Source organism: Nonomuraea longicatena, from assembly GCF_039525605.1.
In the GTDB taxonomy this organism is placed as follows: domain Bacteria; phylum Actinomycetota; class Actinomycetes; order Streptosporangiales; family Streptosporangiaceae; genus Nonomuraea; species Nonomuraea longicatena.
The window spans coordinates 183,993-198,951 of record NZ_BAAAHQ010000008.1 but is presented as its reverse complement, the minus strand read 5'-3'; the positions used below and the strand labels follow the sequence as shown (position 1 = coordinate 198,951).

At 69.6% G+C, this 14,959-nt stretch carries 13 protein-coding genes; 4 read left to right on the top strand and 9 right to left on the bottom strand.

What is annotated here, in order from left to right; all coding sequences use genetic code 11:
* Positions 1 to 281: 281 nt before the first annotated feature.
* Complete coding sequence (locus ABD120_RS10110) at positions 282 to 536, bottom strand: hypothetical protein (RefSeq protein WP_343949496.1); 255 nt, start codon at positions 534 to 536, stop codon at positions 282 to 284.
* A gap of 152 nt (positions 537 to 688) precedes the next feature.
* On the opposite strand from ABD120_RS10110, the gene ABD120_RS10105 reads away from it, so the two are divergent.
* Together ABD120_RS10105 and ABD120_RS10100 are read left to right on the top strand one after the other, a co-directional pair.
* Positions 689 to 1,411, top strand: a complete 723-nt coding sequence (locus ABD120_RS10105) for an alpha/beta fold hydrolase (RefSeq protein ID WP_343949495.1) — start codon at positions 689 to 691, stop codon at positions 1,409 to 1,411.
* Positions 1,365 to 1,748 carry an alpha/beta hydrolase gene (locus tag ABD120_RS10100; RefSeq protein WP_343949494.1) on the top strand — a complete coding sequence of 128 codons (384 nt, stop codon included), beginning with the start codon at positions 1,365 to 1,367 and terminating at the stop codon, positions 1,746 to 1,748. Before ABD120_RS10105 ends, ABD120_RS10100 begins: the two co-directional genes overlap by 47 nt.
* A gap of 171 nt (positions 1,749 to 1,919) precedes the next feature.
* Here ABD120_RS10100 and ABD120_RS10095 read toward each other — a convergent pair whose 3' ends face one another.
* Together ABD120_RS10095 and ABD120_RS10090 are read right to left on the bottom strand one after the other, a co-directional pair.
* Positions 1,920 to 2,273 (bottom strand): hypothetical protein, encoded by a 354-nt coding sequence (locus ABD120_RS10095; protein WP_343949493.1) that lies wholly within the window; start codon positions 2,271 to 2,273, stop codon positions 1,920 to 1,922.
* Positions 2,270 to 3,124, bottom strand: a complete 855-nt coding sequence (locus ABD120_RS10090; RefSeq protein ID WP_343949492.1) for an SAM-dependent methyltransferase — start codon at positions 3,122 to 3,124, stop codon at positions 2,270 to 2,272. Before ABD120_RS10090 ends, ABD120_RS10095 begins: the two co-directional genes overlap by 4 nt.
* Before the next feature lie 374 nt (positions 3,125 to 3,498).
* Between ABD120_RS10090 and ABD120_RS10085 the strand changes: the two genes are divergently transcribed.
* On the top strand, positions 3,499 to 4,857 hold the full coding sequence (locus ABD120_RS10085) for a hypothetical protein (RefSeq protein WP_343949491.1): 1,359 nt from the start codon (positions 3,499 to 3,501) through the stop codon (positions 4,855 to 4,857).
* On the opposite strand, the gene ABD120_RS10080 is transcribed toward ABD120_RS10085, so the two are convergent.
* A complete protein-coding gene (locus tag ABD120_RS10080; protein ID WP_343949490.1) occupies positions 4,818 to 5,855 on the bottom strand; it encodes an NAD-dependent epimerase/dehydratase family protein in 1,038 nt (345 codons plus the stop codon). The two genes, ABD120_RS10085 and ABD120_RS10080, sit on opposite strands and share 40 nt — an antisense overlap.
* A gap of 563 nt (positions 5,856 to 6,418) precedes the next feature.
* On the opposite strand from ABD120_RS10080, the gene ABD120_RS10075 reads away from it, so the two are divergent.
* The gene (locus tag ABD120_RS10075; RefSeq protein ID WP_343949489.1) at positions 6,419 to 6,931 is read left to right on the top strand and encodes a GtrA family protein; all 513 of its coding nucleotides are present in this window, start codon (positions 6,419 to 6,421) and stop codon (positions 6,929 to 6,931) included.
* 196 nt (positions 6,932 to 7,127) lie between these two features.
* On the opposite strand, the gene gatB is transcribed toward ABD120_RS10075, so the two are convergent.
* The 5 genes from gatB to ligA all read right to left on the bottom strand — a co-directional run bounded on the left by gatB (position 7,128) and on the right by ligA (position 14,935).
* Positions 7,128 to 8,660 (bottom strand): Asp-tRNA(Asn)/Glu-tRNA(Gln) amidotransferase subunit GatB, encoded by a 1,533-nt coding sequence (gatB, locus tag ABD120_RS10070; protein WP_343949672.1) that lies wholly within the window; start codon positions 8,658 to 8,660, stop codon positions 7,128 to 7,130.
* Positions 8,621 to 10,111, bottom strand: coding sequence for an Asp-tRNA(Asn)/Glu-tRNA(Gln) amidotransferase subunit GatA (gatA, locus tag ABD120_RS10065; RefSeq protein WP_343949488.1), 1,491 nt, complete (start codon positions 10,109 to 10,111; stop codon positions 8,621 to 8,623). Before gatA ends, gatB begins: the two co-directional genes overlap by 40 nt.
* On the bottom strand, positions 10,108 to 10,407 hold the full coding sequence (gene gatC / locus ABD120_RS10060; RefSeq protein WP_184960458.1) for an Asp-tRNA(Asn)/Glu-tRNA(Gln) amidotransferase subunit GatC: 300 nt from the start codon (positions 10,405 to 10,407) through the stop codon (positions 10,108 to 10,110). The genes gatA and gatC overlap by 4 nt, the downstream gene beginning before the upstream one ends.
* An 85-nt stretch (positions 10,408 to 10,492) precedes the next feature.
* Positions 10,493 to 12,538: a putative bifunctional diguanylate cyclase/phosphodiesterase gene (locus ABD120_RS10055; protein ID WP_343949487.1), complete on the bottom strand. Its 2,046-nt coding sequence runs from the start codon at positions 12,536 to 12,538 to the stop codon at positions 10,493 to 10,495.
* Positions 12,539 to 12,748: 210 nt separating this feature from the next.
* Entirely contained in the window at positions 12,749 to 14,935 is a 2,187-nt protein-coding gene (ligA, locus tag ABD120_RS10050) for an NAD-dependent DNA ligase LigA (RefSeq protein ID WP_343949486.1), read from the bottom strand.
* Positions 14,936 to 14,959 lie beyond the last annotated feature (24 nt).

Genomic DNA, 14,959 nt, shown 5'->3' with positions numbered 1-14,959 from the left:
TTTTGGTGGCCGACGTGAGCCGGGCCTTGGGCAAGGACGGAGTCGTCACGGCGAGAGGCCAGCGGGCGTGCGGAGCGTTTCCCTGGAGGCCCTGGAGAGGAAACGGCGGGTGGCGGTGGGGTGGCTTGCCGTAACGTCATATGAAGGAACAGACCCCCGCCGAGACCACCTGATCCGCCGCAGAGAGTAGGACAAGGCTCCCAGATCGTCGCCGCGAGAACGGTCCCCGAGGAGGAAGAGCCAGCTGGTCTGTGCCGCCACGCTGGAACGATGATCACGATTCACGCGACGACGCCGAGCAGGCGCCGGGGTCGCCCACGCGGCCGGAGCAGGCGGCTGGTCATCGCCGTGGCGGTGGCGCTGGCGCTCATGACGCCGTCGGCGGCCGAGGCCGCCGACGAAGGGCTGACGTGGCGGGCCTGCGAGGGCGAGGGCAGACCTGCGGGCATGCAATGCGCCGCGATCGAGGTGCCCCTGAACTGGGCGCAAGCGGACGGGCGGAAGATCACACTGGAGGTGGCCCGGCTACCGGCCACCGAACCGGCACGTCGGCGCGGCAGCGTCCTGGGGATCTCCAGCGGTTACAGGATCGCGGACCTGAACCGGGGGCGCGGCCGACCTCACCGAACTACGGCGCACGTTCGATCTCGTCGGTTTCGACACCCGAACCACCGTGTGGATCTCACAGATGCCCGAGGCCTGCAAGCAGCCGGGAGCGACGCTGCACGACCCGCGCGGCAAGAAGCAGTACACCGCGCAGGCAGCGGCGATGACCAAAGCCCTCACCACGTGCCGGCAGGCCGACGGGACGGGGCTGTTCGCGCACCTGGACGCCCTGTCGATCGCCCGGGACGTGGAGGCGATCCGCCGAGCGCTGGGTGAGGAGCGGTTGAGCTTCACCGCCCACTCCCTCGGCGGGGTGGCGGCGGCCGCGTACGCCCGGCTGTTCCCTCAGGGCATCCGGGCCATGTACGTCGACAGCGTCGGCAACCAGCCCCAGGGCTGGCCCGCTCACCAACTGCGACTCCTGCCCATCCGGCAACGGATGCTCACCAGGTTCGCCGAGTGGTGCGCGAACACCCCCGCCTGCGCACTGCACGGTCAGGACGCCGAGGCGGTATGGCACAGGCTGCTGCGGGCCGCCGATCGCGATCCGATTCCGGTCACCTCCCCGCGATACGGTTCGGGGAAGCTGACCGGCTGGCTGCTGGGAACCCTGGTCCCCCTTCGATCCAGGGCCGCAGAACGCCGGCTGGCTGGCTTTCGCGACCTCCGTCGACAAGGCCCGGCGCGGAGACGGGTCGGGGTTCGCCGACACGGCGCTGTTCACCGCACAGTACGCGGCGACCCCCGGCGCACTGGCGATGAGCTGCGGAGACGGGCGCGGCTACACCGACTACCCCCAGCTTGAGGACTTCCGTCGGAAGGCGCGCAAGATCGCGCCCGAGTACGCGGGGGCGGAGATCGGCATGCTGGGATGCACGGGCTGGCCACTGCCGGTGGCCAACCCCGCCCGCCCGCTGCCCACCCAGGACCTGCCGCCCCTGCTCGGAGTCGGCACCACATGGGCCGGTTACGCCCTGACCGAGAGTTTCACCGGTATGTTCCCGGGATCGGTGACCATCGCCTACGACGGGCCCGGAAACGTCACCTACCTGTCAGGCAAGAAATGCCCGATCCGCCACGCCACCGCCTACTTGACCGACCTGACGCTACCCAAGCCGGACACCGTCTGCCCAGCCGAGTAGCCGCCCGCGCCGGGGTGATCCCCTGGCCCGGTGAGCGGGCGACGCGCCGCTCAGCTCCACGCAGTGTCACCGAGATTGTCAAGAGCGAGCCAGAGCCCATGAAGACGGCTGCGCCACCCCTGGCAGCACGGCGCACTGCCAGGCGGTGCATACCCTGCGGATGACGGAAGGTCATCTCACGTATCCGAACATGATCCCGTCCCACAGCTCGCTCACCCTGCGGTTCGTGGTTTCGCGGCTGACCTGGACCACGAGCCTGTCGCCGGTCCGATCGAAGCGGCGGATCCAGTGCAATCCGCCGATGGCGAGTTCCTCGTACTCGACCGGCTGGCAGCGGCAGCTCAACCGAATCACCCGGGGCGACCTCCCGAAACGGACCACCCACATCTTGCCCTCGACCTGCCAACTCACTCGATACGCCCTCGCCGAGACCGGCGCCGGACAGTAGTCCTCACTGCATCGGCCCTCCCACCGCCCCTCCGGCTCCCGCTGGGCGGGCACCACTGCCACATCGAGACCGCTCACGACCACCTCCCGCGAACCGTGGCGATACCGCCGACGAACGTGACGCTTCCGGGATCGACGAAGACACTGAGCCCGGCGTCGACCGGCGACTCCTCCCAACTCCACCGGCCGTCCGAGAACAGCTCCCGGATCTTCCCCGCAGACCGGAACGTCATCTCGACGTCGGTCTCCCCGAACGCGGCGGCGGCAGCTTCAACCGCCCGCCCGTCCAACCCCTCGTCGCAGACATGAGTGAAGACCAGCGCACTCCCACCTGGCAACATGCAGGCAAGTGCGTCCACGACGGCGGCCAACTCGCCGTCGGCGAGGTGCTCAGCCAGCGCCGCCATCACCACGGCCACGGGCTCATCGAGATCGACCCACGCTCGAACGCGCGAATGACCGAGAACGCGGCCGAGCTCATCGCGCACGTCGGCCTGCACCACCTCGACCGCGTCCCCGCCCGCCAGCAGAGCCCGCGCATGCGCGACCACCACCGGATCGTGATCCACGTACAGCACCGAAGCGCGCCTGTTGATCCCCTGCGCCACCTCATGGACGGTCTCCCGGACGGGGTATCCGCAGCCGAGATCCACGAACAGCCCGAACCTCAGCCAAGCCGCCGCCCGCACGGCGTCCACCGCGAAGCGGCGAGCCGCCCACGCGTTGTCCGCCATGCCCGGCAGGCACTTCTCCAGCGTCGCTGCGACCCTCCGGTCCGCGAGCGAATTGTCTCTCTCCCCCAGCAGGCGGTTGTGCACACGAGCGGCGTTGGGCCTGCTCCTGTCCAACGCCGGATGAATGACGATGTCCTCGTCTCCCGCAGACGCGATCCGGTGGAGCGCGAAGGCTCCTGTGAGTTTGCTCGTCATGGGTCTGACCTCGATCCGATCAAGGCCTCGCCGCACGCCACCTCCGACGAGCACGGCGACTCCGACTTGCCATGACAGGCCGCTCTTGTTCGCCTGAAACCATCACGGCTGCACTGTCCGCCATGCGGCATCCGACGAACAGAAGATCTCCGGTACGGCCCCATGTCCCTCCTGTCAGGTCGGGTGTGATCAGCGGGACTTGCATCGTCGCTGTTCAGCGTCGACTTCTCCACGCCGAGACAGCGCCTTCTCGACGCCGTTTCAGCGTCATCCCGGCGCCTTCTCAGGCGCGGCGGTCAGATCGGCTTCCGGCTGAGGCATCGCGGGTCTACCGTGAGTGACGGAGCCGCGTCATGTCCGTCAGGAGGACGAGCGTGGAAGTCATCGTGCTGAGACAACTCGCCGAGAAGCGAGATCTCGTGCACTACGCCAGCTTCATACGGGTGTTCGAAGCAGCGGCCAGAGAGGTCGGTCACACCGATCTGACCGTAAGCGACCGACAGTGGGACCGGTGGCTGTCGGGCCGGATGAAGGGCCTACCACATCCGAGAGCCCGCGAGGTGCTCAGGCATGTCTTCGACAGGCCAGCGACCGAATTGTTCCGCCTCGTCGACGTTCTCGCCCCGCCTTGCGGCGACGTGGCCTCCGGCCTGCAGGACCTACCCTCCGAAGACCGCGCCAAAGGACTGTACGAACTGATGATGGATGCCGCCGACCGTTCAAGGGAGGCCGCCGGCGACGCGGAACTCATGCTCGGAGGTGCGGCGATGGAGCAATTGCAGGACAACGTCATCCAGCTGGCCCGGACCTTCCTCCAGAGACCACCCACGACGATCTTCCCCGAACTGACCACCGTCCGCGACCACATTGCCGCCCGCAAAAGCCGGACGCGTAAGCCTGCCCAACTCGGCGAGCTCAACTTCCTGTCCGGAGTGGTGACCGCCCTGCTGGCCGAGGCATGCATCGACCTGGGGGAGATCACAATGGCGCGCCACCATGCCCGCGCGGCCTGGTCGTTCGCCATCTCCATCGATCACGTACCACTTGCCGTACACGCGCGGGGACTGATGGCCTCCAGCTCTTACTGGGCAGGCCGTCCTCGAGAGGCCGTCATGGCGATCAGCAGAGCCGAGGAGCACCGGCCGACCGGGCTCGCCGCCGCGCGGGTGCAGAGCATCGCGGCGCGTGCTTGGTCGCATCTGGGCGACACAGACGAAACCATGCGAGCGATCCGGGCCGCGACCGAAGCACGCGCCGAGGATCAGGGCAGCGACGAGCTCCAGATGATCGGCGGGGTGTTCCTGTGGGACGAGGTACGGCAACGACGCTGTTTCAGCACCGCCCTGCTGCAACTACTCCACCAACGCGGCGACGACTTCGAGACAGCGGCAGTGCGCCGGTTCACCGGTCAGGTGCTCACCCATACCCAGCAGGCGCTTGACATGGCGCAGGCCCTACCGACGGACGAGCGGTCGCAGATGGTGGAGGCCACGATCAGGATCGAGATGGCCACCGCGTTGGTGCTGCTCGGCGATCTCCCAGGTGCCCGCGAATGCCTGGCGGTGGCGTTGCGGCTACCTGCCGACATGCGCTCACTGCCCGTTCTGCACCGGTTGGTAGGGATGCGCACTCGGCTGGCTGCCCAGACCGGGCGGGCCGCACGCCAGCTTGGCGACGATGTGGCCGCCTTCGTTCAGGGCAGCACCGTCAAGGCGCTGCCTGCCGGGTCGTAGCGGGCATCCCACGCCGCCAGGAGCTCCGCTTCGCGCTCGGCCGCGATGCCCAGCTCTGCAGCGCGTTCGTGATCGACGAGTTGCCCCGTCCCGGTGAGCCACGTCCACGTGTCGGCCACGCTGGTGGCCAGTGGCCGACACGTCAGGCCCGCAGTTCGGGCGCGTTCCGCGTCCAGTGCCCACGTCCCCGCGTACGGCCGCCACAGCGGCAGCTCCACCCACTCGCGAACCTTGTGATGGATCAGGAAGTCATGCTCGACCCACTCCAGGTGGGCGTCGCTGCCGACGGCCTGCCTGCAGGCACCGAGGAACCCGCCGAAGGTGGCGGACCCGATCGGGGCCGCCAGGTTGAATGAGCCGGTACGGTGCTCCTCGGCGGTGTCCAGCGCGAACGTCGCGACGTCGCGCACGTCGATCGGCTGGATCGCCTGATCCGGGGTTCCGGGGGCGAGTACGCGGCCACCGCGAGCAAGCCGCCGCAACCACCACGGGATCCGGCCGACGTACTCGTACGGGCCGACGATCACTCCGGGGCGGAGCAGCGCGGCGCGGCCGGGGAAAGAGCGCGTGACCGCCTGTTCGGCGCCGACCTTCTCGCGACCGTATCTGTCCGCGACGCTCTCCCCCGCAGGGCCATCCGGGGTGTAGACCCGCAGTGGGGAAGCGTCATCGAGTGGGGTGAGAGGCCAGCCCTGGAAGACGTTCACCGTCGAGGTGAAGACGTAGAAGGCAACGGCCTCGGCCAAGGAGACAGCGGCCGTCTCGACCATGGCCGGAGTCATGCCACTGGTATCCACCACGGCGTCCCACGAGCCGGTGCCGGCGAGCCGGGTCAGGTCGGTGCCACTGGTACGGTCTCCGCGTACCGGAACGGTGCCGGGGACATCCGTTCCGGAGCGGCCGCGGGTGAAGGTCGTCACGTCGTGGCCGCGCTCAATCGCTAGCTCGGCCACCGCCCGACCGAGAAACCAGGTGCCTCCGAGGATCAGCAATCGCATGCCTCGATCCTCACGCAGGGCCGGAAGGAAGGCCATGACCACGACGGAACATAGGGGTGTGTGACAACCCCGGGGAGACTCAGAGACGCCGACACCGACGTCCGCCTCTGCCACGACGGTGTGTTCTCGACTCTCTCTTCTCCGACGGCAACAGCCCGTCCACCCGCGAACGATTCCCGCACACGGCGAAGCCGTCCACTACCGAGAGCGCATGGAGAAGAGTGGAGACGTCACGGCGAGAGCCCGACGGTGGCGAGAAGCCATATCATCACCCGAGCGTTCCAGCTCTGTTCGGTATTGATCATCCGCTTCGGCGGGGGCTCATCCCAACGTCGTGTCCAGGCTTGAGCTCGCTGGGTGGCACCCGGTCACCGAAACGGTCCGGTCTCCGACGGGCGCTCCACCGCGAAGTGCTCGGCTGTGGCGTGAGTGTGGATCGAGACCAAGTCGAGTGCGGCTCAGCCACCGGAGCCGGAAGGCCGTGTCAGTGAGTCTTGAGACCAGAGTGTCCAGCTGTAGAGAAGATCGGAATGCTTGAAATAGCGAACGCAGTACTCGCAAGATTGCCGGGACCGCTGCTCGCCTTGGCGCTGAAGCACCGTGAGCTGCTGAAGTTCACGGTGGTGGGTGGAGCGGCGTTCCTGGTGGACAACACGGTGTTCTACGGGCTGAAGCTGACTGTCCTGGAACCGAAGCCGGTGACCGCGAAGGTCATCGCGGTGCTCGTGGCGACAATCGTGTCCTACGTGCTGAACCGTGAATGGTCGTTCCGGATCAGGGGCGGGCGCGAGCGCCACCACGAGGCGGCGCTGTTCTTTCTGGTCAGTGGCGTCGGCCTGGTGCTCAGCGCCGTGCCACTGTGGATCTCCCGGTACGTGTTCCTCCTGGAGACCCCGGGGGTGAGCCTGACCACCCAGGAGATCGCCGACTTCGTGAGCGCGCAGGTCATCGGCACGCTGATCGCCATGGTCTTCCGTTTCTGGGCATTCCGGAAGTGGGTTTTCCCCGACGAGGAGGCTCACCCCGGCCGCGTACGGCTGGCTCCAGCGCCCGAGCTCAAGGACGAGGCGGCCTGAGCCGACCCTCCATTCGCCTGAATCATGCTGTGACCCGCGCTCTCCCGGTGACCGTCGATCCCATCACGGACTCGGTGTGCAGGGGCCGGGGCCCCCGCTCGGGGTTTGGGGCGAAAGCCCCAATGAGGGGAGCCGCGCGAGGACCTTGCCTTTAGGGGTGAAGCCCTGGGTGTCGGGGCCCAGGGCTTCACCACAGCTACTCGCTGACGCCGAGTTGTTCCAGGATCAGTTCGCGGGCGCGGCCCGCGTCCGCCTTGCCTCGGCTGGCCTTCATGACGCCGCCGACCAGCGCGCCCACCGCCGCGATCTTGCCGGAGCGTACCTTCTCCGCCACGTCCGCGTTGTCCGCGAGCACCTGGGAGATGATCGCCGTCAGCTCGCCCTCGTCGTTGACGATCTGCAGCCCGCGTGCCGCCACGACCTCGTCCGGCGTGCCCTCACCGGCCAGGACGCCCTCCAGCACCTGCCTGGCCAGCTTGTCGTTGAGCGCCCCCGAGGAAACCAGCGCGGTCACCCGCGCGACGTCGGACGGGGTGATCGGCAGGTCGCCCAGCGCGGTGCCGGACTCGTTGGCCCGCCGGGCCAGCTCGCCCATCCACCACTTGCGCGCGTCGGCCGCCGGTGCGCCCGCCGTCACCGTCGCCTCGACCAGGTCGATGGCGTCGGCGTTGTGCATGGCCTGCATGTCGAGGTCGGACACGCCCCACTCGGCCTGCAGCCGCTTGCGCCTGACCGAGGGCAGCTCGGGCAGTTCGGACTTCAGCTCGGCCACCCACGCCGGATCCGGCGCGATCGGCACCAGGTCGGGCTCGGGGAAGTAGCGGTAGTCCTGCGCCTCCTCCTTGGAACGGCCCGAGGTGGTGGTGCCGGTGTCCTCGTGGAAGTGGCGGGTCTCCTGGACGATCTTGCCGCCGCCGTCGAGGATCGCGGCCTGCCGCTCGATCTCCGAGCGCACCGAACGCTCGACGCTGCGCAGCGAGTTGACGTTCTTGGTCTCGGTGCGGGTGCCCCACTCGCTGCCGCCGCGCGGCATCAGCGACACGTTGACGTCGCAGCGCAGGGAACCTTCCTCCATGCGTACGTCGGAGACCCCGAGCGACCGCATGACCTCGCGTAGTTCGGTGACGTAGGCCCTGGCCACCTCGGGCGCGAGCCGGTCGGTGCCCGGGATCGGCTTGGTGACGATCTCGACCAGCGGGATGCCCGCCCGGTTGTAGTCGACGATGGAGTGGTCGGCGCCGTGGATGCGCCCGGTCGCGCCACCCATGTGGGTGGACTTGCCGGTGTCCTCCTCCAGGTGCACCCGCTCGATCTCGATGCGGACGATCTCGCCCTCGACCTCGACGTCGATGTGGCCGTCGAAGCAGAGCGGCTCGTCGTACTGCGAGATCTGGTAGTTCTTCGGCATGTCCGGATAGAAGTAGTTCTTCCGGGCGAAGCGGCACCACTCGGCGATGGAGCAGTTCAGCGCCAGGCCGATGCGGATCGTCGACTCGATCGCCTTCTCGTTGGCCACCGGCAGCGCGCCGGGCAGGGCCAGGCAGGTCGGGCAGACCTGGGTGTTGGGGGCGCCGCCGAAGGTGGTCTTGCACCCGCAGAACATCTTGGAGGCGGTGCCGAGTTCGACATGCGTCTCCAGGCCGAGGACCGGCTCGTATCGGCCGAGTGCCTCGTCGAATGGGATCGTGCTCACAGCGCCGGAGCCTCCTTCAGCAGCGGGCCGCCCCAGCGGCTCTCCAGGGCCTGTTCCACGGCCGAGGCCACGCGGTAGCAGCGGTCGTCGCCGAGCACCGGGGCCATGATCTGCAGGCCGACCGGCAGGTTGTCCTCGTCGGCGAGTCCGCACGGCACCGAGATGGCCGCGTTGCCCGTGAGGTTGGACGGGATCGTGCACAGGTCGGCGAGGTACATCGCCATCGGGTCGCCGGTGCGCTCGCCCAGTTTGAACGCCGTGGTCGGCGTGGTCGGCGAGATGAGGACGTCGACCTGCTGGTAGGCGGCCTCGAAGTCGCGTGTGATGAGCGTGCGCACCTTCTGGGCCTGGCCGTAGTAGGCGTCGTAGTAGCCGCTCGACAGCGCGTACGTGCCGAGCATGACGCGGCGCTTGACCTCGGGGCCGAATCCGGCGGCCCGGGTCAGCGCCATGACCTCCTCGGCGCTGCGGGTGCCGTCGTCGCCGACGCGCAGGCCGTAGCGCATGGCATCGAAGCGGGCCAGGTTGGAGGAGGCCTCGGACGGCGCGATGAGGTAGTAGGCGGGCAGCGCGGTGGTGAACGTCGGGCAGGAGACCTCGACGACCTTGGCGCCCAGCGACTCCAGCAGCGCGACCGCCTCGTGGAAGCGGTTGAGCACGCCCTGCTGGTAGCCCTCGCCCGCGAACTCCTTGACGACGCCGATGCGCATGCCCTGGACGTCGCCGTGGCGCGCGGCCTCGACCACGGACGGCACCGGCGCGTCGATGGAGGTGGAGTCCATCGGGTCGTGGCCGGAGAAGACCTCGTGCAGCAGCGCGGTGTCGAGCACGTTGCGCGCGAACGGGCCGGGCGTGTCGAGCGAGCTGGCGAAGGCGATGACGCCGTACCGCGAGGAGCCGCCGTAGGTCGGCTTCATGCCGACGATGCCGGTGACGGCGGCGGGCTGGCGGATGGAGCCGCCGGTGTCGGTGCCGGTGGACAGCGGGGCCTCGTAGGCGGCGACGGCCGCCGACGAGCCGCCGGAGGAGCCGCCGGGGGTGCGGGTGAGGTCCCACGGGTTGTGGGATTCGCCGAAGGCGGAGTTCTCGGTGGAAGAGCCCATCGCGAACTCGTCGAGGTTGGTCTTGCCGAGGATGACCAGCCCGGCCGCGCGCAGGCGTGCGGTGACGGTGGCGTCGAACGGCGGCCGCCAGCCTTCGAGGATCTTCGAGGCGGCCGTGGTCGGCATGTCGTGGGTGGAGAAGATGTCCTTGTGCGCGATCGGCACACCGGCGAGCGGGCCGAGCTTCTCGCCTGCGGCGAGGCGGGCGTCGACGGCGCGGGCCTGCGCGAGGGTCGTCTCGGCGTCGATGTGGAGGAACGCGTTGACCTTGGGCTCGACCTCGGCCATCCGGTCGAGGTGGGCCTGGGCGACCTCGACGGCGGTGGTCTCGCCCGCCGCGATCAGGGCGCCGAGTTCGGCCGCGGACTTACGGGTGAGACTCATGCTTCCTCTCCCAGGATGCGCGGAACGCGGAAGCGGTCGTCCTCGACGGCCGGGGCCCCGGCCAGGGCTTGCTCGGGCGTCAGGGACTGGCGCACCTCGTCGGCGCGGAAGACGTTGGTCAGCGGGAGCGCGTGCGAGGAAGGTGGCACGTCCTCGGCGGCGACCTCGGCGACCTTCGCGACAGCCTCGATGATGGCATCGAGCTGGGTGGCGTAGTGGTCGAGTTCGTCGTCGGACAGCGCCATCCTGGACAGTCGGGCCAGGTGGGCGACCTCGTCGCGGGTTATGGCGGACATGAGTCGTTGAACCCGTTTCTGGATGGAGTTTTGGACACTGCCATCCTAGGGGGCCTGCGGCCCGCCCCCACCCGGCAACCTGGGGTCAGGCCGTCTGCGTGGCCTCCGCCAGCTCGGGCGCGCACCGCTCACCGAGCCAGGCCGTGGCCTCCGGGGACGGCATCGGCTCGGAGTAGAACCAGCCCTGCCCGAGATCGCAGCCCATGGCGCGCAGCCGGGCGGCGATGTCCTCGGACTCGACGCCCTCGGCGACCGAGCGCAGCCCCAGCGAACGCACCAGGTCGACGATGGAGCGGACGATGCGCTCGTCGTCGGCGGACTCGCCGATGCGGGTGACGAAGGAGGCGTCGATCTTGACCTCCGACACGACCAGGCGCTGCAGCCGGATCAGCGAGGAGTAGCCGGTGCCGAAGTCGTCGAGGCTCAGCGGCACGCCCAGCACGGCGAGGGCCCTGATGGTCTCGTGGGCCTGCTCCCCCGTCAGCACCCGCTCGGTGACCTCCAGCTGGATGGCCACCGGAGGCAGACGGTAGCGGGCCAGGCCGACGGCGAGCTGGTCGGGCAACGCCGAGTCGAGCAGGTCGCGGGCCGAGATGTTGACGGCCAGCTGCACGCGCAACCCGAGGTGCCACCAGCGGGCGGCCTGGGCCAGCGCGCGGTCGATGACGTACTCGGTGAGCTGGCGCATCAGGTAGGACTGCTCGGCCAGCGGGATGAACTCGGCGGGCGGGATCCGGCCGCGCGTCGGGTGGTCCCAGCGCAGCAGCGCCTCCATGCCGATCACACGGCCGTCCTCCAGGTCGACCTTGGGCTGGTAGTGCAGGTCGAGCTGGCCGCTTTCGAGCGCGCGGCGCAGCTCGCCGAACAGGCCGAGACGTTCGGGCGAGTTGCGGTCTTTGTCCGCCTGGTAGAGCTCGACGCCGGTACGGGCCTCCTTGGCCTGGTACATGGCGACGTCGGCGCGCTGCAGCAGCAGTTCGAAGTCGGGGGCGTGGTCGGGGTAGAGGGCGATGCCGACGGCGCCGTCGAGGTCGAACGACATGCCCTCCAGGCGTACGGACTCGGTGAGGGCGACCCGGAGACGGGCGGCGACCTCGCGGGCGGCTTGGACGTCCCTGATCTTGGGCAGGAGGACGGCGAACTCGTCCCCGCCGAGGCGGGCGACGACGTCGCCGGGCCGTACGGAGTGGGTGAGGCGGTGGGCCATGAGCTGGAGCAGGCGGTCGCCGACGGGGTGGCCGAGCGTGTCGTTGACCTGCTTGAGGCCGTGCAGGTCGAGCAGGAAGAACCCGACGCGCTCGCCGTCGCGGGCCTCGGCCAGCGCTTCTTCGGTGCTGACGCTGAGCAGCTTGCGGTTGGGCAGGCCGGTCAGTTCGTCGTGCATGGCCTGGTGGTCGCGGCGCATGGACAGCGTGGCGGTGAAGTAGACGGCGGCGAGCGGGGCGACGAACATCGGCACCAGGCCGGGCGAGTGGTTCATGACGACCACGACGAGCGGCGCCAGGCCGAGCAGTGCGCTGTAGACGAGGGCCTGCGGGCCCGAGGTGGCGCGCAGGACCCGCAGCATGGAACGGCGCTCGTGCAGGGCGACGGCGCCGCACACGAGCAACGCCCGTACGACGAAGTAGGCGACACCGGCCAGCGCGATGGCGAGCAGGTCGGCGCCGGAGGGAACCCAGGGGGCGGCCGGGCTCGGCGCGACCCCGAACAGGCCGAGCACCGCGGCGGAGGCGGTGAGCGCGAGCGTGGACTGGGCGACGTTGAAGATCACCCGGTGCCACGACTTGCGGGTGACGATCCCGTTCATGACCACGGCGACGACCTGCATGAGCACGGCGGTGGGCAGGCCGAGGTGCAGCAGGACGGCGAAGGTGAACATGGTCGAGGGGTGGGTGCCGCCGACCGACGCCGCGGACGACAGCATCACGGGCCGCAGCTCGCCCAGGACGACGAGGACGGCGAGCACCCAGAACAGCGGGGTGCGGGCGAGCTCGGCCAGCGCGACGAGGTCGTGCCCGAGCAGCGCCACGACCAGCGCCGTCAGGCCGAGCACGGAGATTCCGGCGAGGAAGGCCCACAGGGGCGTGCCGGGCCGGGGACCGATGTCGCGGGTGTCGTTTGGGTCAGCCATGAGTAACAGAACCCCCATTAGGTCACTATGGGAGGGTACGACCTCCACCCCACTTCGCGAAACCGATCGCGCACGTTCCGTCACGTCGGCATTCCGACATACCCCCGCAATCCGCACCGACCTCCCCGGCGGCTTCGGGGGTCTTTCACCATGTCATCGGGCCGATGGAGGCTGGCGCTCCAGAAACTTTTTCACATCTCGGCGCTCCAGCTATGCCTCCGGCGCCGGCGCAGCCTCCGCCGCGGCCTCCGGCCCGGACTCCAGGAGCACGGCGAACCCGGCCGCGTCGAGGACCGGCACCTTCAGCTCGACCGCCTTGTCATACTTCGACCCGGCGTTCTCCCCCACCACCACGAAGGCCGTCTTCTTCGACACCGAACTCGCGACCTTGCCGCCGCGATCGGTGATCGCCTGCGCGGCGGAGTCGCGGGTGAAGCCCGCCAGCGTGCCGGTCACCACGAACGTCAGCCCTTCGAGGGTCTGCGGCCCCTTCTCCGGCGCCGGCGCGTCCTCCATCCGCACCCCCGAGGCCCGCCAGCGCTCGACGATCTCCCGGTGCCAGTTGACGGCGAACCAGTTCATGACCGTGGCCGCGACCGTGTCGCCGATGCCGTCCACGGCGGTGAGCTCCTCCTGCGTGGCCGCCATGACGGCCTCCATCGAGCGGAACGCCGTGGCCAGCGCGCGGGCCGTGGGCGGCCCGATGTGCCGAATGGACAGCGCCACCAGCACCCGCCACAGCTCGGCGTCCTTGGCCTTCTCCAGTTCGTCCAGCAGCTTCAGCGCCGCCTCGGACGGCTCGCCGTTCTGGTTGGAGAACAGCGAGACGACCTTCTGCGGCGCCCCCGTGCGCTCGTCCGGCTTGGGCAGCCCGGTGTCGGGGTCGCGCACGATCGAGCGGATCGGCGTCAGCCGCTCCAGCGTGAGGTCGAACAGGTCGGCCTCGGTCCGCAGCGCGGGCTCCTGCGGCGACAGCGGCTGGGTGAGCGCGGTCGCGGCGACCTCGCCGAGGCCCTCGATGTCGAAGGCGTAGCGCCCGGCCAGGCTGAAGATGCGCTCGCGCAACTGCGTCGGGCAGCTCTTGCCGTTGGGGCAGCGCAGGTCGGCGTCGCCCTCCTTCTCGTAGGCGAGCGGGGTGCCGCAGGCCGGGCAGTGCGTGGGCATCACGAACTCGCGCTCGGTGCCGTCGCGCAGCGCCACCACCGGGCCGAGGATCTCGGGGATCACGTCGCCCGCCTTGCGCAGCACCACGGTGTCGCCGATGAGCACACCCTTCTTCTTCACGATCTCGGCGTTGTGGAGGGTCGCCCGCTCCACCGTCGAGCCCGCGACCTGCACCGGCTCCATGACCGCGTACGGCGTCACCCGCCCGGTGCGCCCGACGCCGACCTGGATGTCGAGCAACTCGGTGTTGACCTCCTCCGGCGGGTACTTGAAGGCGATGGCCCAGCGCGGCGCCCGCGCCGTCGAGCCCAGCTCGCGCTGGGTGCGGAAGTCGTCGATCTTCACGACGACGCCGTCGATCTCGTAGGCGGGATCGTGGCGGTGCTCACGGTAGAACTCGATGAACTCCTCGATCCCCGGCAGGCCCGGCACCACCCGGTACAGGTCGCTGACCGGCAGGCCGAAGGCGCGCAACCGGTCGTAGACCTCCGACTGCGTCCGGGGCTCGGCCGCGCCCTCCCACACGCCGATGCCGTGCACGATCAGGCGCAGCGGCCGCTGCGCGGAGATCCTGGGGTCCTTCTGCCGCAGCGAGCCCGCCGCCGCGTTGCGCGGGTTGGCGAAGGGCGGCTTGCCCTCGGCGACGAGCTGCTCGTTGAGCTCCTTGAACTCCGCCACCGGGAAGTAGACCTCGCCCCTGACCTCCACCAGCGACGGAAGGTCGTCGCCGGTCAGCCGGTGCGGCACGCCCCTGATCGTGCGGACGTTGGCGGTCACGTCGTCGCCCCTGCGTCCGTCGCCGCGCGTTGCGCCGCGCTCCAGCCGCCCGTCGCGGTAGATGAGCGCCATCGCGGTCCCGTCGATCTTCAGCTCGCACAGGTACGGCCCGGCGTCCCCCTCGGCCAGCTTCTCCGCCCGCACCTGCCAGGCGGCCAGGGCGGCGCCGTCGAAGGCGTTGTCGAGGCTCTCCATGCGGGCCAGGTGCTCGACCTTGGCGAAGTCGCCGCCGGTGGCGGCGGGCCCGATCTGCTGGGTCTGCGAGTCGGGCACGCGCAGGGACGGATGAGACTCCTCCAGCGCCAGCAGCTCGGTGAACCACCCGTCGAACTCGGCGTCGCTGACCGTGGGCTGGTCCAGCTCGTAGTAGCGGTAACGGGCCTCGGCGACCAGCGCGTTCAGCTCGGCGTGTCTCTCGACCGCGTCCACCGGGACGCCCTCGATCTCGGCGCTCATCTCCTCTGGCCCTTCCCCTGGTCG

Excerpts from the sequence above, each read along its gene's own strand:
- ABD120_RS10105 (WP_343949495.1), top strand. The coding sequence starts at position 689 with ATGCCCGAGGCCTGCAAGCAGCCGGGAGCGACGCTGCACGACCCGCGC.
- ABD120_RS10100 (WP_343949494.1), top strand. The coding sequence starts at position 1,365 with ATGAGCTGCGGAGACGGGCGCGGCTACACCGACTACCCCCAGCTTGAG.
- ABD120_RS10090 (WP_343949492.1), bottom strand. The coding sequence starts at position 3,124 with ATGACGAGCAAACTCACAGGAGCCTTCGCGCTCCACCGGATCGCGTCT.
- ABD120_RS10080 (WP_343949490.1), bottom strand. The coding sequence starts at position 5,855 with ATGCGATTGCTGATCCTCGGAGGCACCTGGTTTCTCGGTCGGGCGGTG.
- gatA (WP_343949488.1), bottom strand. The coding sequence starts at position 10,111 with ATGAGTCTCACCCGTAAGTCCGCGGCCGAACTCGGCGCCCTGATCGCG.
- gatC (WP_184960458.1), bottom strand. The coding sequence starts at position 10,407 with ATGTCCGCCATAACCCGCGACGAGGTCGCCCACCTGGCCCGACTGTCC.
- ABD120_RS10055 (WP_343949487.1), bottom strand. The coding sequence starts at position 12,538 with ATGGCTGACCCAAACGACACCCGCGACATCGGTCCCCGGCCCGGCACG.
- ligA (WP_343949486.1), bottom strand. The coding sequence starts at position 14,935 with ATGAGCGCCGAGATCGAGGGCGTCCCGGTGGACGCGGTCGAGAGACAC.